This window comes from Mycobacterium malmoense, from assembly GCF_019645855.1.
GTDB classification, from domain to species: domain Bacteria; phylum Actinomycetota; class Actinomycetes; order Mycobacteriales; family Mycobacteriaceae; genus Mycobacterium; species Mycobacterium malmoense.
Map to the genome: position 1 here is coordinate 3958311 of NZ_CP080999.1, position 21772 is coordinate 3980082.

The 21772-nt window shown below is 65.2% G+C and carries 15 protein-coding genes and 1 pseudogene; 3 read left to right on the forward strand and 13 right to left on the reverse strand.

The window, feature by feature from the left end:
- The first annotated feature begins 29 nt into the window (after positions 1 to 29).
- Complete coding sequence (locus tag K3U93_RS18120) at positions 30 to 1715, forward strand: CocE/NonD family hydrolase (protein ID WP_083010738.1); 1686 nt, start codon at positions 30 to 32, stop codon at positions 1713 to 1715.
- Between the two features lie 91 nt (positions 1716 to 1806).
- Here K3U93_RS18120 and glgC read toward each other — a convergent pair whose 3' ends face one another.
- Positions 1807 to 3021 carry a glucose-1-phosphate adenylyltransferase gene (gene glgC, locus K3U93_RS18125; RefSeq protein WP_071511831.1) on the reverse strand — a complete coding sequence of 405 codons (1215 nt, stop codon included), beginning with the start codon at positions 3019 to 3021 and terminating at the stop codon, positions 1807 to 1809.
- A gap of 248 nt (positions 3022 to 3269) precedes the next feature.
- Here glgC and glgA point away from each other — a divergent pair, with 248 nt between their 5' ends.
- Positions 3270 to 4433: a glycogen synthase gene (gene glgA / locus K3U93_RS18130; RefSeq protein WP_083010739.1), complete on the forward strand. Its 1164-nt coding sequence runs from the start codon at positions 3270 to 3272 to the stop codon at positions 4431 to 4433.
- Between the two features lie 36 nt (positions 4434 to 4469).
- Here the strand turns inward: glgA and K3U93_RS18135 are convergent, their stop codons facing one another.
- From K3U93_RS18135 to log, 7 genes are all read right to left on the reverse strand, one after another.
- Positions 4470 to 4637, reverse strand: coding sequence for a DUF3117 domain-containing protein (locus tag K3U93_RS18135; RefSeq protein ID WP_003406247.1), 168 nt, complete (start codon positions 4635 to 4637; stop codon positions 4470 to 4472).
- A gap of 267 nt (positions 4638 to 4904) precedes the next feature.
- A complete protein-coding gene (locus K3U93_RS18140) occupies positions 4905 to 5471 on the reverse strand; it encodes a DNA-3-methyladenine glycosylase I (RefSeq protein ID WP_139796991.1) in 567 nt (188 codons plus the stop codon).
- A gap of 20 nt (positions 5472 to 5491) precedes the next feature.
- Positions 5492 to 5851, reverse strand: a complete 360-nt coding sequence (locus K3U93_RS18145) for a DivIVA domain-containing protein (RefSeq protein WP_071511834.1) — start codon at positions 5849 to 5851, stop codon at positions 5492 to 5494.
- A gap of 49 nt (positions 5852 to 5900) precedes the next feature.
- Entirely contained in the window at positions 5901 to 6890 is a 990-nt protein-coding gene (locus tag K3U93_RS18150) for a glucosyl-3-phosphoglycerate synthase (RefSeq protein ID WP_071511835.1), read from the reverse strand.
- Complete coding sequence (gene folP, locus K3U93_RS18155; RefSeq protein ID WP_176219980.1) at positions 6887 to 7711, reverse strand: dihydropteroate synthase; 825 nt, start codon at positions 7709 to 7711, stop codon at positions 6887 to 6889. The genes K3U93_RS18150 and folP overlap by 4 nt, the downstream gene beginning before the upstream one ends.
- A 181-nt stretch (positions 7712 to 7892) precedes the next feature.
- Entirely contained in the window at positions 7893 to 9677 is a 1785-nt protein-coding gene (gene fadD6 / locus K3U93_RS18160; RefSeq protein WP_083010741.1) for a long-chain-acyl-CoA synthetase FadD6, read from the reverse strand.
- A 31-nt stretch (positions 9678 to 9708) separates the two neighbouring features.
- Positions 9709 to 10272, reverse strand: a complete 564-nt coding sequence (log, locus tag K3U93_RS18165; protein ID WP_083010742.1) for a cytokinin riboside 5'-monophosphate phosphoribohydrolase — start codon at positions 10270 to 10272, stop codon at positions 9709 to 9711.
- Between the two features lie 75 nt (positions 10273 to 10347).
- Between log and K3U93_RS18170 the strand changes: the two genes are divergently transcribed.
- Positions 10348 to 12474, forward strand: a complete 2127-nt coding sequence (locus K3U93_RS18170; RefSeq protein WP_083010743.1) for an AAA family ATPase — start codon at positions 10348 to 10350, stop codon at positions 12472 to 12474.
- Positions 12475 to 12926: 452 nt separating this feature from the next.
- Here K3U93_RS18170 and K3U93_RS18175 read toward each other — a convergent pair whose 3' ends face one another.
- From K3U93_RS18175 to K3U93_RS25730, 5 genes and pseudogenes are all read right to left on the reverse strand, one after another.
- Positions 12927 to 14120: a hypothetical protein gene (locus tag K3U93_RS18175; RefSeq protein ID WP_071512226.1), complete on the reverse strand. Its 1194-nt coding sequence runs from the start codon at positions 14118 to 14120 to the stop codon at positions 12927 to 12929.
- A gap of 1548 nt (positions 14121 to 15668) precedes the next feature.
- On the reverse strand, positions 15669 to 16886 hold the full coding sequence (locus tag K3U93_RS18180) for a hypothetical protein (protein ID WP_139796970.1): 1218 nt from the start codon (positions 16884 to 16886) through the stop codon (positions 15669 to 15671).
- Positions 16887 to 16943: 57 nt separating this feature from the next.
- Entirely contained in the window at positions 16944 to 18224 is a 1281-nt protein-coding gene (locus K3U93_RS18185; RefSeq protein WP_176219975.1) for a PGRS repeat-containing protein, read from the reverse strand.
- A gap of 394 nt (positions 18225 to 18618) precedes the next feature.
- Positions 18619 to 19794, reverse strand: a complete 1176-nt coding sequence (locus K3U93_RS18190; protein WP_139796971.1) for a hypothetical protein — start codon at positions 19792 to 19794, stop codon at positions 18619 to 18621.
- Between the two features lie 225 nt (positions 19795 to 20019).
- A pseudogene (locus K3U93_RS25730) lies at positions 20020 to 20598 on the reverse strand (PGRS repeat-containing protein); the annotation flags it as partial.
- Between the last annotated feature and the right edge of the window lie 1174 nt (positions 20599 to 21772).

A 21772-nucleotide genomic window follows, 5' to 3' on the forward strand; every position in this document is an offset into this window, starting at 1 on the left:
CGGCCGGGCCGGCCCCCTAAGGTATTGGCGTGGCCCAAAACCCGGCACCCACCCTGGACCGGCCGTGGCGGCGTCCCGGCGCTCTCCGATACGCACTGGAACGGATTCGCGCCGTCGCCAAGCCCCCGGTGACCGTCACCGATCCGCCGAGCGACATCGTGATCGACCGCGATATCGGCGTGCCGACACGCGATGGAACGGTGTTGCGGATCAATGTCTGCCGGAAGAGCGACGACGTCGCGCGTCCGGTCATCCTGAGCATCCATCCCTACGGCAAGGACAAGCTGCCGAGGCGGCGGGGCAAGAGGTGGACGTTCTCGCCGCAGTACCGCCTGTTGCGCCAGCCGAAACCGGTGGCCTTCTCGGCCCTGACCGGTTGGGAGGCCCCGGACCCGGCCTGGTGGACCGCCCAAGGCTTCACCGTGGTCAACGCCGACTCGCGCGGCTGCGGCCATTCCGACGGCACCGGAAAACTGCTGTCGCGCCAGGAGGCCGAGGACACCTACGACCTGGTGCAGTGGATCGCCGGCCAGCCGTGGTGCGACGGCAATGTCCTCATGCTCGGGGTGTCATACCTGGCCATCAGCCAGTACGCCGCCGCCGCGTTGCAGCCGCCGGCGCTGCGGGCGATCTGCCCGTGGGAGGGCTTCACCGACGCGTATCGCGAGCTGATGTTTCCGGGCGGGATTCGGGAGACCGGCTTCGCGCGGCTGTGGGGCCGCAACGTGTATCGGGCGACACGGCAGAGCTACAACCTCGCCCAGATGCAGGAGGAGCACCCGCTGCGCGACGACTTCTGGCGCTCACTGGTGCCCGACCTGTCGGCGATCAAGGTGCCGATGCTGGTCTGCGGCAGCTTCTCGGACAACAACCTGCACAGCCGGGGTTCGATGCGGGCCTTCACCCGCGGCGGCTCCACCCACGCCCGCCTCTACACCCATCGGGGCGGCAAGTGGGCGACGTTCTACTCCGAGGCGGCGCTGGCCGAGCAGCTCAAGTTCTTCCGCGACGTGCTGGACGGCGCACCCGATTCCCGTAGCGTCCGCCTCGAGGTGCGTGAGGACCGCGACACCATCACCGCGGTGCGCGAAGAGGCCGAGTGGCCGCTCGCCCGAACCCGTTGGCGGCCTTTATATCTGGGTGATGCCGGGGTGCTGGCGCCCGAGCGGCCGTCGGCGGTGGGCAGCGTCGCGTTCGAAACACATTCCCGCGCAGCGGTATTCAGCTGGACGGTGCCCGCGGACGTCGAGCTGACCGGCCCGATGGTGGCCCGGTTGTGGGGCGAGCTGGACGGCTGCGACGACGCCAACCTGTTCGTCGGCGTGGAGAAGTGGCGCGACGGGCGGTTTGTCGGATTCGAGGGCTCATACGGCTACGGCCGCGACCGGGTGACCACCGGCTGGCAGCGGGTCGCGCTGCGCGCGCTGGACCCCGAGCTCTCGCGGCCATGGGAACCCGTCCCGGCATGCACCGAGCCGCGGCCCGTCTCCGCCGGTGAGGTGGTCGCGATCGACGTCGCGCTGGGGCCCTCCGCGACCTTGTTCCGCGCCGGCGAGCAGCTACGCCTGGTGGTGGCCGGACGCTGGCTGTGCCCGCGAAATCCTCTCAGCGGCCAGTTTCCGGCGGCCTACGCCAACCCGCCGCGCGGTCGCGTCACCCTGCATTGGGGCCCGCAATACGACGCGCACCTGCTGATCCCGGCGATCCCCGGGTAGCGCCGAGCAGACGCAGAATCGCCCATTTCGGCACGAAAATGGGCGATTCTGCGTCTGCTCGCGAGCGGGAGGTGCCCCGGCTCGCGAGAGCTTAGATCCAGACGCCCTTGCCGACGGCGACCACACCGCCGGCGCTGATCGCGAAGCGCTCGCGGTCCTTCTCCAGATCCACGCCGACCATCTCGCCGGGCCCGACGACGACGTTCTTGTCCAGGATCGCGTGGCGCACCACCGCGCCGCGGCCGACCCGGGCGCCGGGCATGATCACACTGCCCTCCACGATCGCGCCGTCGTCGACCACGACGTTCGACGAGAGCACCGAGTTGCGCACCGAGGCCGCCGAGATGATGCTGCCGGCACCCACCACCGACTCCTGAGCCGAGCCGCCGTTGACGAATTTGGCCGGCGCCAGGTTCTCCGATTCGCCGCGAATCGGCCATCGCTTGTTGTACAGGTTGAACACCGGGTGCACCGACACCAGGTCCATGTGCGCGTCGTAGAACGCGTCCAGCGTCCCGACGTCACGCCAGTAGCCCCGGTCGCGGTCGGTGGCGCCGGGCACTTCGTTGTCGGAGAAGTCGTAAACGGCGGCCATCCCGTCGTCCACCAGTCGCGGGATGATGTCACCGCCCATGTCGTGATCCGAATGGTCGTCATCGGCGTCGGCGCGGATCGCGTCGATGAGCACCTTGGTGGTGAAGATGTAATTGCCCATCGACACGAACGTCGACTCCGGGTCGTCCGGGGTTCCCGGCGGATCCAGTGGCTTCTCCACGAAACTGCGGATGCGCCCGGACTCGTCGGCGTCGATGCAACCGAACGCGGTGGCCTCGCTGCGCGGAACCTTGATGCCGGCCACGGTCGCGCCGGCCCCGCTATCGATGTGGAACCGGACCATCTGCTCGGGGTCCATGCGGTACACGTGGTCCGCGCCGAAAACCACTATGTAGTCGGGGTCTTCGTCGAAGATCAGGTTGAGCGATTGATAGATCGCGTCGGCGGAGCCGGTGTACCAGCGCGGGCCGAGGCGCTGCTGCGCGGGCACCGGCGTGATGTACTCACCGGCCAGCCCGGACAACCGCCAGTTCTGCGAAATGTGACGGTCGAGTGAATGCGACTTGTATTGGGTGAGAACGCAGATCCTCAGATACCGGGCGTTGACGAGGTTGGAGAGCACGAAGTCGATCAGCCGATAGGCGCCACCGAAGGGAACCGCGGGTTTGGCCCGGTCCGCGGTCAGCGGATACAGCCGCTTGCCCTCACCGCCGGCCAGGACGATGCCCAGCACGTGTGGTGCTTCCCTCATGGCTCCAAACCTATCGGCCGCCGCGGACCGCTGCCAGGGGGAATCCGCGTCTGCCGCTCTGACGGACTGTCTGTCAAGGTATTTGGTGGGCGGCTCGACGCGCGGGCCGCATCCGGCTGAGGTCGAAATTGTCCGGCTCCTCAGCGGCCCAACTCGCGGGCCGCATCGTCGCCGGCTCAGGTCGAAATTGTCCGGCTCCTCAGCGGCCCAACTCGCGGGCCGCATCGTCGCCGAACTACGGTGCGGGTATGCGGGTGGCGATGATGACGCGGGAGTACCCACCAGAGGTCTACGGCGGAGCCGGGGTACACGTCACCGAATTGGTCGCTCAGCTGCGCCGATTGTGCGCAGTGGACGTGCATTGCATGGGCGAGCCGCGTCCGGACGCCTTCGCCCATCAGCCCGACCCACGGATCCACGGTGCCAATGCCGCGCTGTCGACCTTGTCGACGGATTTGATGATGGCCAACGCCGCATCGGCGGCCACCGTCGTGCATTCACACACCTGGTACACCGGCCTGGCCGGGCATCTGACCGCGTTGCTCTACGACATCCCCCACGTCTTGACCGCGCATTCGCTCGAGCCGCTGCGGCCGTGGAAGGCAGAACAGCTCGGCGGCGGCTACCGGGTGTCGACATGGGTGGAGCGCACCGCGGTGCTGGGCGCCGACGCCATCATCGCCGTCAGCTCCGCTATGCGCGAAGACGTACTGCGCGTCTACCCCAGCCTGGACCCGAGCCTGGTGCATGTCATCCGCAACGGGGTCGACACCAATGTCTGGTATCCCGCCGGGCCGGTGCGAACTGGGTCCGTGCTGGCCGAGCTCGGGGTCGATCCACGCCGGCCCACCGTGGCGTTCGTCGGACGGATCACCCGACAGAAGGGCGTCGCCCACTTGGTGGCGGCCGCCCACCGATTCCGCCCCGACGTCCAGTTGGTGCTGTGTGCCGGCGCCCCCGACACCCCGGCGCTGGCCGACGAGGCTCAGGCCGCGGTAACCGCGCTGTCGCGTGATCGCAGCGGGGTGTTCTGGATCCGAGAAATGCTTCCGGTCGGGGAATTACGCGAAATACTTTCGGCGGCAACCGTTTTCGTTTGTCCATCGGTGTACGAGCCGTTGGGCATCGTGAACCTGGAGGCGATGGCGTGCGGGACTCCGGTGGTGGCATCCGACGTTGGTGGGATACCGGAAGTGGTCACCGACGGGATTACCGGGTCGCTGGTGCATTATGAGGCCGACGACCCGACCGGTTACCAGGCCAAACTGGCCGAAGCGGTCAATGAGCTGGTCGCCGACCCTGAAAAAGCGAAACGCTACGGCGAGGCGGGACGCCAGCGCTGCATCGAGGAATTCTCCTGGGCCCACGTCGCCGAGCAGACACTGAACATCTATCGGAAGGTCTGTTCCTAAACTATCGACAGCTTCCGTTCGCGGACTTAGCTGGTCCTAGCTCGTGACGCCCTTGAGCTCGTCACCCAGGGCGGCGGCTTCATCGGGCGTCAGCTCGACGACCAGTCGACCGCCTCCCTCGAGTGGTACCCGCATCACGATGCCGCGCCCCTCCTTGGTTGCTTCCAGAGGACCGTCTCCGGTCCGGGGCTTCATCGCCGCCATCGAGTGCTCCCTCCAGATTCGAGCTGGCCCGCCTTCACAGGCCTGGTCGGCGCCGAGCATGCCCCGCCAGTGGATTTCCAGTCATACCCGACATTGAACTGCCAAATCACTCCCCTATTGTTCCCTATCCCGGTCACCAGTTGCACAAAGACCCGCTTCTCGGGCCTCATTGGGCTCTTGACCATGGTTGCCCGCTCCCCGCAACCGGGGGCACCCCCACGTCAACGGGCCGCATCGTCACCGGACCCAACCCAACCGCCCGTTTCCTCAACGGGCCGAAGGCACCCAGCAAGCGCGAATATGGTCGTCAACCATCCCGGTCGCCTGCATCAGCGCATAGGCGGTGGTTGGCCCGACGAAGCGGAACCCGCGTCGTTTCAGTTCGCGTGCCATCGCTTTCGATTCGGCAGTGGCCGAGGGGATTTCGGATCCGTCGGTCGGGCGCGGCCGGGGTGAGGGCGCAAACGACCACAGCAGCTCGGACAGGTCGTCGGAGGATCCGAGGTCAACGGCGGCGCGCGCGTTGGCGATCGTCGCTTCGATCTTGGCCCGGTTGCGGACGATTCCCTCGTCGGCCATCAGCCGCTGCACATCGGCATCGGTGTAGCCGGCGACCGTCTCGATGTCGAACCCGGCGAAGGCGCGCCGGAAATTCTCCCGCTTGCGCAGGATGATCAGCCACGACAGGCCGCTCTGGAAGGCCTCCAGGCTCATCCGCTCGAACAACGCCACCCCGTCGTGCAACGGGCGGCCCCACTCCTGGTCGTGGTAGTCGCGGTACAGCTCGAAATCGGGTCCGGGCCGAACGCCTCCCGCCCAGCCGCACCGAATCAGCTCTTGGACGCTCGAGTCGCTCACATCTTGTCCTGACGATCCTCGCCGTCCTCAGGTTCCATGGGGGCGCCCTCGCCCTCGGCCTTGGCTGCCGACGAGGCGTGCACCGCGGCCAGCTCGCCCCGCAACGCCTCGAGCTCACGGGCCAGCCGGTCCAGCACCCAGTCCACCTCGGTGGCCTTATATCCGCGCAGCACCTGGGTGAACTTGACGGCGTCGACGTCGGCGCCGGTGACGCCGTAGGCGGGCAGCACGGTTGCCGTCGTCCCCCGCGGCAGGGGCGGCAGCTGCTCACCCCGACCGAACAGCAGGCTGGCCGCGCCGAACAGCACGACCGCCACCAGCACCAGCACCACCAGGTACAGCAACACCAACGCCACGTGATCGATAGTGCCCTATACCGCCGACAACTCGGCGATCAGCGTGGCCTTAAAGCGGCCTGAGACCCTTCATCGGCGGCCGGTCCACCAGCGACACCGGCGACGTGTGCGCGGTGTAGCCCTGCACCTCGGAGCCGTCGGGGCCGTCGGCGAAGAACTGGGTCAACCCCACCCCGGAGTCGGGGATCCCGCAGCGCGAGAGCAGGGTCGCGATGACCTGCCGGCTCATCGCGCCCAGCTCGGCCAGCGGCCGGTTGCGGTGCGCCCGCACGCCGAGGTTGACCTGGGCGATCGCGTCCAGGCCCAGCCGGTCGAAGGTGTCCACCAGCAGGCCGATCTCCACGCCGTAGCCCGGGGCGAACGGCAGCGATGTCAGCAGTTCCCGGCTGGCGGCGTACTCACCGCCAAGCGGCTGCAGCACGCAGCCCAGCTCAGGTCGCAGCGCCGCCAGCAACGGCCGGGCCACCAGCTCGGTGACCCGCCCGCCCCCGGTGGCACCCGCGCCGCCACCCGCGTCGCCGACGTTCAAAGGCCGCCGGTAGAAGCTCTTGACCAGGTGAATGCCTCGGGAGAGCGGGCCGGTGAGCAGCGGGCCGACCAGCCACGGCACGAACATCGGGTGTGGGTTGATCAGGTCGGAGTCGACGAACACCACGATGTCGCCGCTAGTGGCAGCGAGCGAGCGCCACAACGCCTCGCCCTTGCCGGGCCGGATGGGTACCTCGGGCAGTGCCTGTTCACGGCTGACGACGCGGGCGCCGGCGGCGATGGCGCGGATCTCGGTGTCGTCGGTCGAGCCCGAGTCCAACACGATCAGCTCGTCGACCAGCCCATCAACCAGCGGCGAGATGCTTTCGACGACCGATTCGATGGTTTCTTCCTCGTCGAGGGCCGGCAGCACCACCGAGATGGTCCGCCCGGCCTTCGCCTCTTCCAGTTCGGTGACGGTCCAGCTGGGACGGTTCCAGCTGCGGTCGACGAGCCACGCGTCCCCGGGCCGGGCGGCCAGCGCGCCGGCGACCAGCTCCGATGCTGTCATGCGAGTCCCCTCACCGTGCGCGCCGGCGGCCGTATGCCCTGGATCGAGGCCACCATCTCCAGCACCCGCCGGGTGGCCGCGACCTCATGCACCCGGAACATCCGCGCGCCGGCGGCCGCCGCCAGCGCCGTCGCCGCCAGCGTTCCCTCGAGCCGTTCGGTCAATTCCACACCCAAAGTCTCCCCGACGAAGTCCTTGTTGCTCAAAGCCAGGAGCAGCGGCCATCCGGTCTTAACAAGATCGCCGATGTGGCGCAACAGCGCCAGCCCGTGGAAGGTGTTCTTGCCGAAGTCGTGGGCCGGGTCGATCAGCACCCGGTCGCGGGCCACCCCGCACGCGACCGCCCGCTCGGCGGCGGCGGTGACCTGGCGGATCACGTCGTCCACCACACCGCGCGTGGTGGTCCCATAGCTCACCCGGAACGGGCGCGTGCGCGGCAGCGCGCCACCGGTGTGCGAGCACACCAGGCCCGCGCCGAACTCGGCGGCCACCTCGGGCAGGGCGGGGTCGATGCCGCCCCAGGTGTCGTTGATCAGGTCGGCGCCGGCGGCGCAGGCCACCCTGGCCACGCCCGAGCGCCAGGTGTCGACGCTGATCAGCTGCTCGGGGTAAGCGCCGCGCAGCCACTCGATGAACGGCACCAGCCGGGCGATCTCGGTGTCCTCGTCGACGCTCTCGCCGGGGCCCGCCTTGACCCCGCCGACGTCGATGACGTCGGCGCCGTCGGCGATGGCCCGGTGCGCCGCGCGCCGGGCAGCCCCGTCGCTGAAGGTCGCGCCCCGGTCATAGAACGAATCCGGGGTGCGATTGACGATCGCCATGATCAGCGGGCGATCCCCCGCGACCGGTCGGCCGCACAGCGTCGACTGCACCCATCCATGGTGCCCGGTCGCTACGGGCGGCGCCGGGTGGGGACGCTTTCGGCGTGGCTCGCGAGCGTAACGCCACTGCGAAATCCCGCGTCGGGATTCGCAGTGGCGTTACGTTCGCGGACCAAGGCCTTCAGCCTTGCGGTCGCTTACCCTCGGCTACCTCGTCGGGGTATTCGTCGTAATACGGCACGTAGCCCTCGTCGCGGCCGGCCAGCACGTACAGCGGGTCCCTCACGTCGGCGCCGTAGGCCTGCGCGCGCAACTCCACCTTGCGGCTCTTGAACGTCGTGGTGTGCTCCAGCGACTCCACCACCCGAACGAACAAAGGCAGCGCATAGGCGGGCAGCTGGCCGTACACCGCGCGGGCCAGGGACTTGCCGTCGAACTCGGCGCCCTCGCGCAGCTTGACCGCGGCCATCCCGGCGCGCCCGCCGGTGCGGGGGATCTCGACACCGAAGACCGTGCATTCCTCGACGGACTCGTCGGACGCCAGCGCCGCTTCGACCTGTGTAGTGGCGACGTTCTCGCCCTTCCACCGGAAGGTGTCGCCGAGCCGGTCGACGAACGCGGCGTGCCCCAGGCCCTGTGGGCTCATCACGTCGCCCGAGTTGAACCAACAGTCGCCCTCACGAAAAGCGTTGCGCACCAGCTTCTTTTCGGTCGACTCTTTGTCGGTGTAGCCGTCGAATGGCTGCAGCCGGTTGACCGGGCTGAGCAGCAAGCCGGGCTCTCCGGGAGGCACCCGTCGCACCCGTCCATTGTCGTCACGCAGCGGGGTGCCCGTGTCGGGGTCGTATTCCACGTAGGCCAACGGCATCGGAAAAACACCGGTGCTCCTGGGCACGTTGAAGACGTTGATGAAAGCGGTGTTGCCCTCGCTGGAGGCGTAGAACTCGCAGACGCGCGCGATCCCGAATCGGCTCGTGAACTCGTCCCAAATCTCCGGGCGCAGCCCGTTGCCGGCGATCACGCGCACCCGGTGCGCGCGGTCGGTCGGCTTCGGCGGCTGGTTGAGCAGATACCGGCAGATCTCACCGATGTAAATGAACGCCGTGGCCTCGCTGGCGATCACCTCGTCCCAGAACTTCGACGCCGAAAACGCCTTGCCCAACGCCAGCGTCGCCCCGGAATTGATCACCGACGACAACGCCACCGTCAGCGCATTGTTGTGGTACAGCGGCAGGCAGCTGTACAGCGTGTCGGAGCTCTTGAGCCGCAACCCTATGCCGCCGAACGCCGCCAGTGCCTTCAGCCACCGCAGGTGGGTCATCACGCTGGCCTTGGGGAATCCCGTTGTGCCCGAGGTGAAGATGTAGAAGGCGGTGTCCCTGGCCCGCACCGCCGACGCCGTCGCCGGGTTGATCGCCGGAGCGCTCACGGCGAACCGCTCCAGGTCCTCGACGGTCAGCGTCTCGGTGCTGCCCGCGCCGCCGCACTCGGCCACGGCGCTGACCAGGTCGGTCTCCGCGATCAACACCTTGGCGTCGAGCAGGCCAAGGCTGTGCGCCAGCACCTCGCCGCGCTGATGGTAGTTGAGCATGCCGGCGACGGCCCCGCACTTGACCGCGGCCAGCATCGCCAGCACCGCGTTGGGCGAGTTGCGCAGCATGATCGCGACGACGTCGCCGGCGCCGACGCCGCGCGCGGACAGCACCGCGGCGTACCTGTTGGCGGCGGCGTTGGCGTCGCGGTAGGTCAGTTGCTGATCGCCGAACCTCAAAAAGACCCGGTCACCGTAGCGAGCGGCCCGTTCCTGGAACACCGTGCCGATCGATTTGTTGGAGCTCGGCCGGGCCAGCAGCCCGGTGAGCGCGCCGCGCACCATCACCGGCACGTCGGCCAGGACGCCCGGTATCCGAGACGCGATGTCGGTCAGTCTGACTGCCGTGCGAGTTCCCCCGTCGTGATCGGACACGTGATCCCTCGATTCCTCGGCGCAGCCGACCTCAGACCGGGGCGCACGCCTCTATTGCGGCACCCACCTTATCGACCAGCACGAGCCGGTCCATCGCTACTTGCGAGACGTAGCCGCTGTCAAGCAATCCGCACAGCCAAAGCCACAGGCCTTCGTAGTGCCCAAACGGGTCCAGCAGCACGATCGGTTTGCTGTGCACACCGAGATAACCCGTGGTCCACGCGTCGAACAACTCGTCCAGGGTGCCGACGCCGCCGGGCAGCACGATGAACGCGTCGGCGCGGTCTTCCATGATCTGCTTACGCTCGCGCATGGTGTCGCTGACGATCAGCTCGCCGGCTTCGGCGTCGGCGATCTCGCGGCGCATCAAGTTTTGGGGGATGACGCCGACGGTCCGGCCGCCGCGGGCACGTGCCGCGCTCGCCACCGCGCCCATCGCCGAAACTCGGCCGCCGCCCCACACCAGGGTCCAGCCGCGCTCGGCGATCGCCTCGCCGAGTTCCGAAGCCAGCTCGAGCAATTCGGGATGCACCGGGCCGGATGCGCAGTACACACACACCACCCATTCGGGTGGTGCATCGCGTTCCGGCGCCATACCCGCCAAAGGTAGACCAAGCCCGGTGCGGCGCGCACACGGCGCGGCGCGCACCGCGCGCAATAAAATCCGGCGATGCCGATTCGATGGAACGTCCCCCAGCACGCGGCGGCCCTGGAGCGGCTGGACGTTGCGCTGGGCGCCGGCCCGGGGGCCGTCGTACTCGGACCCGACGGCGTCGGCAAATCCACGCTGGCCCGATTGGCCGCGGAGAACTTCGGCCGCCGGCACCCGAACACGCGCATCCGCTGGGTCACCGGCACCCCGACCGAACGCGCCGTCCCGTTCGGGGCGTTCAGCCATCTGGTGGACTTCGCTAGTTTCGGGGCCGACATCGGCAAGCCGGCCGCGCTGTTGCGGGCGGCCCGGGCGTCGCTGGTTCTTGACGGTGATCTGCTGCTCATCGTCGACGACGCCCACGACCTGGACATCCTGTCGGCCACGCTGGTCTATCAGTTGGCGCTGGTCGGCTCGGCCCGGATGATCGTGACGGCGCGCGCGGACGCGGCGCCCGAGGCCATCGCGGCGCTGTGGACCGACGGCCTGCTGGACCGGATCGACATCGAGCCGCCCGGTGGCGCGACGATCGCGGCGGACGTCGACGCGTTCCTCGCCGAGCTGCCCACCGCGGCGCGGTCGGTGCTGGACTATCTCGCCGTACAGGAGCCGCTGTCGGTCGCCGATCTGACCCTCCTCGCCGGCGACGGCGCGGTGACGGAGGCGGTGGACTGGGGCGCGGCGGAAACCCGGGTCCGCGGTGGACGCGGCGACGACCCGGTGGTGTACACGGCGCACCCGCTGTTCGCGCTTCGGGCGCGTGCCGCGCTTGGCGACGACGGTGCGCGACGACTGCGCACCGATTTGGTCAGGCTGCTGTCGCGGCATCCGTCGGACCACCTCAGTGACCGGCTGCGGTTGGCGTCCCTGGCGTTGGAGAGCGACACCCCCCAGCCGGTCGCCGAGGTCGCCGCCGCCGCGCAGCAAGCGCTGCGGCTGGGCGACCTTTCCCTCGGCGAGCGACTGGCCCGGTCGGCGCTGGAGCGCTCCGGCGACCTGGCGGCGCGGCTGGCGCTGGCGCATGCCCTGGCGTGGCAGGGCCGCGGCCGCGCGGCCGACGCGGTGCTGGCCGCGGTCGACCCGGCCGCGTTGCCCGAATCCGACCTGATGGCCTGGACGCTGCTGCGGGCGGCTAATCAGTTCTGGATGCTCAGCGAGCCGGAGCGGGCCACGGCGTTCCTGCGCACGATCCGCAATCGGGTCTCGGACGCGGGCCCACGTATCACTCTGGACGCGCTGAGCGCCACCTTCGCGATGAACGCCGGCAATCTTGGGCATGCCGTCGAAATCGGCCGGGAGGTGCTGGCATCGCCGTCGGCCGATGACCAGGCGGTGGCCTGGGCGGCCAGCGCGGCCGCGCTGTGCGCGGCGCGGCAGGGCCGTTTCGACGACGTCGAGCCGCTGGCGCAGCGCGCCTTGGCCGCCGAACATCCAGGGTTGCTGCGCTTCACGATCGGGCTGGGCCAGACCACCGCGCTGTTGATGGCGGGCCGGCTCGACGCGGCGCGCGAATTGGCGCAGCAGTTCACCGATTTCGCCGAACTGCAGCAGCCGGGACGCGCGATCGGCGAGGTACTGCTGGCGCATGTGCTGATCGCCGACGGCGAATTCGCCCGAGCGGCAACGCTGCTCGGCCCGGCCGCCGCCACCCTGGAACGCACCGGCTACTCGTGGGGACCGCTGTCGCTGATGCTGCTGGCCACAGCGCTGGCGCAGCGGGGCGACACCGCAGCGGCGGCAAAAGCGTTGAGCAGGGCGGAATCTCGACATGGAACCAAGTCCGGGCTATTCACGCCGGAACTCGGTGTGGCGCGGGCTTGGCGGCTGGCCTCGATGCGCGACTCGCACGGGGCGGTGGCCGCCGCGCGTGAGGCCGCTCGCACGGCCGAACGCGGCGGGCAGCCGGCGGTGGCGCTTCGCGCCTGGCACGAGGCCATTAGGCTCGGCGACACCCGGGCGGTGGACCCGCTGACCCGGCTGTGCGGCGAGATTCACTGCGCCGCAGGAGAAATCTCCCTCGCCCACGCGCGGGCGTTGGCGGCCGGCGACGCCGCGGCGCTACAGGTGGTGTCGGACGACCTGGCCGCCCTCGGGATGCGCGCGGCCGCGGCCGATGCCGCCGCGCAGGCGAGATGCGTCCGGTAGGCCGCTCCTGGCGACGACGCGGATAAGACCTTCCAGTCCGGTGAAGTCATCGCCGTTTCGGGTATAGAGATCGAGACGGCTGGCGTGGTGCGGTCGCCCGCGATCAGCAGGTCGGCGAATCGGGTTGTTAGCTCCCATCTTCGCCCCCGGCAATATTTTGCCAGCGACGTGAAATTTCTCATCTACATGGGGTGTCCGCCATTTTCTCCTCTCACCAAAACGATGAATTCCGCCACATGAAATGAGGACCCAAACCGCCCAAAACCCAAGCAGAGAACCACTTTTCACTCCATCGCCGACATCAACCGATGAAACCTGTCGAGTATCATTCCGCTGCCATTGATCACTTCGCCATGCCCAGCTGTAAAGCCCAAACGATTCGGCCCCCTTTTTGCGAAGGGGGCCAATCGCCGTTGGCGGTCACCGGCTCGCATCGGCAACCTCCACCGAACTCAGAGCAGCTTGAGGAGGTCGGAGATCAACAATCCAATATTGCTAGCCAACGCTCCGCCGAAGTTGCCCAACATCGATGGGAGATTCGACAAAACCGATGGGATGCTTTGCAATAGTGACGTCAATTGACCACCAGCGTAGCTGCCGAGACCACTCAGCGATGGCCAGCCATTCATCAGTTGGTTCAAGAAATTCTGGATTCCGGTCGCGAGGCTGCCGCCCTTCAGGATGTTTTGCGCGTCGGTAGCGACGATGTCCTCGGCGAGGCTGTGGGGAATAGTGACTAGCGTCTGGGGAAGGAGGCTATCGAGAAAGCCTGATATGGGTTCTTGGGTGCCGACTACGCTGTTGAGGAACCCGTTCGTTGCGGCGCCGGGGGCGTTGAGGAGATAGGTCAACGCCGCCAGCGGATTCCCCGCGGCCCACGCGTTGACCGCTTCTTGAAGACTATAAGCAAACCCGTCCGAACCTCTAAGCAGTACGTCCGTAGCGGCGAGACCTATTTTGGCAAGGTCGATTCCCGTAAGCTGGGTCGTCGCTATATTGAGGTTGTTGGTCATCGACGCAAGGAGAGCTGGGATCTTTTCCAGGGGCGCTAATACCTCGACCTCCGGATACTGGATCAAAGCGAAATTGAAATAGGATCCAAACGCTTGCGTGACTTTGCCCTGCATGAGTTCAGCCCATCCCGCGGTCATCATCGGCACAAAATCGGTATTCGCAGAACCCGTGTAGTAATTAACGGCCGCTGTCGCGGCCTCTTGGTAGTAGCCGACGTAGTCGGTTGCGTACTGGACCCAGTTCGCGGCGACCTGCTGCGCGAGCGCCGCCGGAATCGCGCTCCACTCGTTGAAAATTTTCTGCAGGTTGCTGCCCGCGTTCTCGAACGTGTCAATCCACGTCTGGACGATCACGTTTTGGGCCGGGTTTATGACGTCGCTGACGAGGCTCGCGGGCACCGCGCTTCCACCGTCTGCCAGCGATCCAAGTTCGTTTTCTACCCCGGCAAACAGGTCGATCATGGTGTCGGCCGCATCAGTGAGGCGAATGTCGGACACGCTCACCTGGCGCAAGTGCTGGGCCAGGTGAAGGTCGGGCAGGCGCTGGGTCGCTGGAGCGACGGTGATGATGCTGGCGGCGGCCAAAGCCACTCCAGCGGTGATGTGGGGGCGGGCTGCGAGATCCACGACCATCTCCTTTGAACGGATATTCGGATGGTCAGAAGATAGCTGAGAGCAACCTTAGTCTCGGGTGGGTTCGGGCGAGATTAGTCAAATCCGTTCCGCAAACATCGAGCACTGCAAACTATGTGAGAAAATGAACTCGGTGTTCATCGATATTTTGAAGAGCCTGGAGTTACCCCCCCCCCCGAATTTTAGTTCAACGCGCAACTACCTGACGGCGACATGTGACATATATTTGCCACACTCATGCGGCCCAACCAGCAAACCCATCCACCACAAGGGCCCACCAGGCCCCCTCACCCGCCGAACCATCGACATGACCACCACACTCCCGCAACGGGCACCATCACTATGACTCACACAATGATCCTCACCACCGCACCGGCGATGGCGTCGGCGCCACCGTGGACCCACGCCTACACGGCACCAATGTGGTTGTGGTGGCACGATATTCGGATAGCAAGGACGCCGCCTTAACTAGTTCGTGGCCGACTTCGCCGACCTCTCTCAGGCGCAAGCCTTAGGGACAAGAGCTGTTCCGACTACCCGCGCCTCGACGTCTTGGACGCGCACGGATCGTCGAACGCCGGCCCGGCCGGTCCGGGACCACCGGTTGGTGAATTGCGTTGTTGCCCAACCGGAACTGACGCTTTCAATCTCGCCGCCGATCACCCACCAATCCATGGGTTGTCAGTTGCCCGGATCGCTTCCGAGGGGTTCCCAGCGGGGACCATCAAATACTTCGAATCGTCCGGGGCTTCGGCAGTGAGGTGAGCAAGCAGTCGAAGATGCCAACCAGCCTCAGGCCCATTGACCACACCAACAGTAGCTTTGACCGTGCTCCGGTTCGGAAGGCGATGAATCTCGTCCGCCAAGAGGACAACGAATGGATCGTATTACTGCATTCAATCCAACCCAAGCTCGGCAGCTACGAGCTGTTCGGCTTGCTCGTGGAAAACGCAAGTTACTCACCATCGCCGGCGACTCCTTAGGCACCGACCCAGGCCTTGCGCTCTTCCGGCGGTGAGCTGGTCGGCCGTTCGCGCCCGACACATCGGGGTTCACCCTGGCTCGATGATCCTCGATCTGCGCCTCCTGTGGGGCCAGGCTGGATTCTAGGCGGGCAATCTATCCTCGCCGGGTAACGATGGGGGTTCGAAGGTGTGCCGGATGGGCTGACGACGGCCCTCGCCCGACGTGATCTTGGCCGTCGGAAACACCGCCTTACGAACTCGCCACCGAACAAAGAGGATTTCGCACATTTAGCGTTGGGCGCAAAAGTGAGGGCGCCCGGCCGACGTGCGAATACATGTCCATGGTGCCGGTAAGATGACACCTCTTGCACGGCAGCACATTTAGCGACTTTTCAGACAATCTGCCGCCGCGCGGCGTGCTGACACGATTGAAACAAACCCACTGTCTACAGGGTAGAGGCGTGTCGACAAGCCCAATCAATTAAACGATCGGCCCCCTTCTTGTGAAAAGGGGGCCGATCGCCGTTAGCAGGTCACCGGCTCGCAGCATCGGTGACCGCCGCCGGACTTAGAGCAATGAGACTCAGAAATGCAAAACGCTCAAGATCATCCCCGGCAGCACCGACGCAAGATCAGCACCCAGGCGACCCGCAATATTGCCGACATCAGCCGACAGGCCGGGCAGCTCGGCCGCCAGACTAGCCATAGCACTGCCGCCATTGAAGACGTCGGCCGGATTGAAGGCACCCACGATACTGCCAACTGCCGGCGACGTGGCGGCGGCCGCGCCGCTAAAGCCGCCCAGTAAATAGGTTTGAACCCAGTTGACCAGGTTGTCGAAGACGGTCTGCGGTGTCGGGAAGCCAGTGGTCAGCAGGTTCAGGAGGTACCCCAAGGCATACGAGAGACTGCCGCCGGTCATGATGTTCTGGGCGCCGGGAGCGACGATTTTTTCAGCAAGCCCCTGGGCGGTCGTTATTCCAATCGCCTTGAAAATACCACTTGCGCCGTCGCTGAGCAGGCCGCCAGAATAGGTGCCGTTTGCTGCCAGACTTCCGTTGAGGAACGCGTTTGTCAGTTCGCCAGGGATATCAACCGCATTGATCACACCCCCCACCGCATCCCCGGCCGCGAATGAATCGTAAACATTTTGCAGACTTGTGCCCAGCGCTACGTCCAACACGCCGGGAAGGCCAAGGGTAACTGCCGCACCGACATTCGTTAGAGCGGTGGTTGTCAGATAATCACTCGTATTCGCGAGGTTCTGCGTGATGGGGTTAAGGATTTGCGGAATCGTTTCGAGTGGATATCCAATGCCTACGAGCGGACTGATCCACAAAGCTTCGTACAAATCGGTAACCGCGCCCTGGGAGCCCGAGAAATTTCCTGCCAATGCCGCAGCGAATGCTTGCTGCATAAACCCTACGAAATCGTGAGGGTTAGTTCCGAGGTAGAAATTGACAGCATTGGTCGCGGCTTTTGTATATGGCTGCACATATTCGTACGCATACTGCAGAAAGTTAGCGGCTAGCTGTTGCGGCACTATCAACGGATGGTTTTGATATTGCGCAGCAAGCGACTGGAGGTTGATCGCCGCCGTCTCGAACGTGTCGATCCAGGTTTGGATGGGGTTGGCGACGTAATCGGTCAGCTCGACCGCGCGCTGCTGGAGAGCGGCAGCGCTGTGCTGCAGGTCGGATGCGAGATCGTTGGAGATCGCCGGTGTCAGGGCGATCACGCTGGCACCTACCGCCGCAACACCTGCGGTGACTAGGGGCCGAAGGGCTGCTAGCTGTTGCATGCTCGGAGTTCCTTTACTGGTCTGTGATCCGGATGTCTGTAAACGAGATCTGCGGAATTAGCCGGTGGGCGTAATGCCGGCCGCACCCTTCGCGCCGAGGATCCCCGTGAGCCCCCCGACACCGCCGTGGCCGCTGTAATTGCCGAGGCCGCCGTTGCCTCCGATACCGCCGTTGCCGGCCAGCATCCCGCCGAAACCGCCAGCACCGCCGTAACCCCCGTATGGACCGGCAGGACCAGCACCACCGGCGCCGCCGTTGCCGACCAGCCAGGCACTGTTACCGCCGGCGCCCCCGGTGCCAGCGCTGGCATAGGATCCGGCTCCAGCACCTACACCGCCACCGGCACCACCGGCGCCCCCGTTACCGAACAGCAAACCGCCGGAACCACCAACACCACCAAAGCCAGCGGTCGAATTACCCGCGGTGAGAGCACCACCGACACCACCAGCGCCGCCGTTGCCCATCAGCAAGCCACCGGCACCACCGGCACCGCCTACACCAATCGTCTGGTAGGTGACGCCGTTGAGACCGGCACCGCCGATGCCACCGTTGCCGATCAACCCGGCAGCGCCGCCGGCATAACCGGCGGGATGAGCGGCGGTACCGGCCGCCCCGGCCCCGCCATCCCCGAACAAGAACCCGCCGGAGCCGAGGTTGCCGAAGAGCCCGGTACTGCCTAACGGTGAAGTATTGGCACCGGTGAAACCGTTGACGCCATTGCCGATCAGGTCGCGCCCGAATAAATCCACGAACGGCGCATTGAGCGCCCCATCCACCTGCTCACCAGTCGGACTGGCAATCCACGACTCACCGGCCGTGTGAATCGTGTTATAGAACGTGTCGAAGGCTCCATACACGAGCTGGTTCAGCGCAGCTCGAGGAGACTCCGCAGCAGAGACAGCAGCACTAAAACCACCAAGATCGACGGCTACAGCACTGGCATGCACACCCTCAAGGGCACTGTTTAGCGCGCCGGCATTAAAAGCGGCGACGCTGGCATTAATGCTATTAGTGATGCCCTCGAGCGCGGCCGTATGAATGCCGCCGAACGCCGCCGCACTCGCACCCACGCTAATCCCGTCGAGGGCGGCCGTGCCGGCGTTGATGCCTTCTTGGGCGGCCGTGCTGGCGGCGGTGATCACGGGTTGCAGCAGGGGGTCGATGATCATGTCGAGCACGCCGGCACGGGCCGCAGGTGCGGGGGTGAGGGGGGTCATTGCGGCGGTCAAAAATGCGCCGGTAGCCGTGCCTACGCCGATGACGCGGCGGCGGCGGTAGCGGGTCTGGGCGTGGTGTGAGCGGTGGTTTCGCCGCATGCGGTGCTGTGCGCGTTTCAACTTGGTGAGCCTTCCGTGACCGACAACAATGACGATGGATCAAAAACATAGCTGAGAATTACGTTGACAAAATCGCGCCAACACGATAAGAAATAAGCCCTCACGAGAGGTATCGACAGCAAAACCCGGCCACAGTGAGAGCGAAATTAATGATCCGACGCCGACCCCATTACACCCCAGCCCCAAAAGGGCCCGATAATCACGGAACGATAATCGAAGCGGATTCGGTCGGGGTGTACCGGGCTGGACTGTGCTGTCTCAAAGGGTAAAGGCGTGTCAACACGCCAACCAATAAACGATCGGCCCCCTTCTTTGAGAAAAGGGGGCCGATCGCCGTTAGCAGGTCACCGGCTCGCAGCATCGGCGACCGCCGCCGGACTCAGAGCAGTGAGACTCAGAACAGCGAGGTGAGCACGTTGACCGCCAGTCTCCCGAGCTCGGGTGCCAGCGTCCCGGCGATGTTCGTCGCAATCGACGGGGCAATGCCCGAAAGATCGGCCGCAATCGACGGAACCGCGCCGGCGATCCCGACTGGTAAAGCCCCAGCGGCGGTCGCACCCCCCAAATTTAATGCGGCCGGTAGCTGGCTGAAGAACATCTGTATGGCATTAACCAAGTTGTCGATCGTTACCTGCGGAGCGGGCCAACCAGTGGTTATCTGGACCATGAGATTCTGGAATGCCGTAAGCAGGCTGCCGCCGTCCATGATATTGACCGCACCAGGGGCGACAATTTTCGCCGCTATTTGTTGGGGGAGAGTCTCAGTGAAAAGTTGCAGGAAACCGGGGGGATTACTAGTGGGGTTAGACCAGAGGAGGCCGTAAGGATGAGCTGAACCAAAGCCATTGACGACACCCTGCGTGAAAAACCCCGGATAATTGAGCAGATTGGTCAGCCCTCCCAATACGTTTCCGGAGGAAAATGAATCATAAATGTTCTGAATACCATGACCAGCAACAATCTCGACCTGGTTAGGCACTTCGAAGATAAACTGGGCCCCAATAGCCGTTATACCCGAGCCGCCGCTAGCACCATCCATAAGTGCGGTGAAATTCGCGAGATTCTGCGTAATATCTGTAGGGATTTCTAGAGCGCTTTCCATGTCCTGCAAAGTGGCAATTGGACTGCTCCAGAGTAAGGACACGAGGTCTGCGATCCCCTCGACGAAGTTAGCCTGCTGGAAATTAGAAATGCCGTTCAATAGCAAGGACCAAAACCGGGGGAACTGGGTGAAGTAGCTCGCAATACCACCCGCGGTTCCTTGGTACGCACCGACGTAGATGCTCGCGTAGTCGATCCAGTTCGCGGCCAGCTGTTGCGCGACCGGGAAAGGAATCTCGCTCGCCGTCTGAAAAATAGTCTGCAGGTTGGCGACCGAGTCCTGGAAGAACTCAAGCCAGGTTTGAATGGGGTTAACGACGTCATCGGTCAGCTCTACCGCGCGGTGCTGAATAGTGACGGTGCTAGCTGCAACATCGTTGGAGACCGTGGGTGTTAGAGCGATCATGCTGGCACCGACGGCCGCGGCACCCGCAGTGACAAGAGGCCGGAGGGCCGCTAGCTGATTCATGCGCTTTGTCCTTTGCTGTCTGTTGTCTGGATTTTCCGTAGATCAGTTGTGCGTGCCGTCAACACATTTACGTCTGGTGGTGCGGGAGTTGGAATGACGCGTGGCGCCACGACATCCGCTGAGGTATTAGTCGATGGACCCCATTGCGCCGGCCACACCGTGCTGGCCGAGGATCCCGCCGTAGCCGCCCGCGCCCCCGGGGACACCGCGGACGCCAACAATGACACCGCCGTTGCCGCCATTACCGCCGTTGCCGGCAAGCGATCCGGCGAAACCACCAGTACCACCCTTGTAGGCGAAGTACCCGCCAGGGCCACCGGCACCACCGTTGCCCCCGTTACCGACCAGCCAACCGGCGTTACCGCCGGCACCAGCCCTACCGCCGTAAGAGTTACCAGCGCTGAGGTTCGTGCCACCGACACCGCCGTTGCCGCCGTTACCGAACAAGATGCCGCCGACACCGCCGGCACCGCCGCCACCGGCATAGGTGTAACCGGCGCCGCCGCTGACGGCGCCACCAGCACCACCGGCACCACCATTACCCATCAGCAACCCACCGGCACCGCCCGCACCACCGTTACCACCGCGGGTAGTAGAGCTAAAACCGACGCCACCGACGCCACCATTGCCGATCAGCCCGGCCGAACCGCCGACACCACCGGTGGGACTAGAGGCAGTACCGGCCGACCCGGCCCCGCCGTTGCCGAATAAGAATCCGCCATCGTGGAGGGTGCCGTTGAGCCCGAACTGGCCGATCGGCGAGGTGTTTTGGCCGGTGAAGCCGTTGACGCCGTTGCCGATCAGGTCGCGTCCGAACAGGGCGACGAACGGCGCGTTGATTACCCCGTCCACGGATTGGCCGGTTGGGCTGGCAATCCATGCCTCACCAGCCCCGTGAATCCCGTTATAGAAGTCGTCGAACACCCCGTACACGAGCTGGTTCAGCGCAGCTCGAGGAGACTCCGCAGCAGAGACCGCCGCACTAAAACCACCAAGATCGACGGCCGCAGCACTGGCATGCACACCCTCGAAGGCACTGTTTAGTGCGCCGGCATTAAAGGCGGCAACACTGGCATTAATGCTATTAGTAATGCCCTCGAGAGTGGCGGTATGAATGCCGTCGAAAGCCGCCGCACCAGCACTCGCACCGGTGCTCACGCTGTCGAGGGCAAGCGTGCCGGCGTTGATGCCTTGTTGGGCGGCCGTGCTGGCGGCGGTGATCACGGGCTGGAGGAGGGGGTCGATGATCATGTCGAGCACCCCGGCACGGGCAGCAGGCGCGGCGGCCATCGGGGTTATTGCGGCGCTCAGGAATGCGCCGGCGGCGGTGCTCATGCCGATCACGCGACCGTGACGGCGTGCCTTGGCGGTGCGGTGGTTTCGCCGCATGCGGTGTTGTGTGCGTTTCATTTGCGAGCCTTCCCTGGACCGACAATGGTGACGATGGATCAAAAACATAGCTGAGAATTACGTTGACAAAATCACGGCAACACACCAGGAAATAAACGCTCACGAGAGGTGTTGGCAGCAAAACCCGGCCACAGTAAGGGCGAAATTAATGACGTGACGGCGACCTTATACATCCCGGCCGGATAGGCCTCAATCATCACGAATAGTCACGTCGCGTGCATAGGGTGCGGCACTTAGGATTGGGGGACTGGTAAAACGACATCACCGTTAACGCGGATGGACGTCGGTGTGGTTGCCGTGCCGGTTCGGCTCGCATCGGAACGGCGGGAAAGGGGTTCGGCGAGGAGCTAAAGCTGATGATCAGTCGGCGGGATTGATTTTTGAGCCGTGGAGTGGTGGCAGCGCCCGACCGATACACACCACGACACCGCGGCCCTGCGCTGCAGATCGCATCTGCCAGAATGACCCGAGCAACAACCCCGCCCGACCCGAGGAATTCGGTGAAGCTGACCATTACTACCGTGACTTGTTGGTGAGGTATTTTTCGGCGTGGGTGATGTCAGCAAAA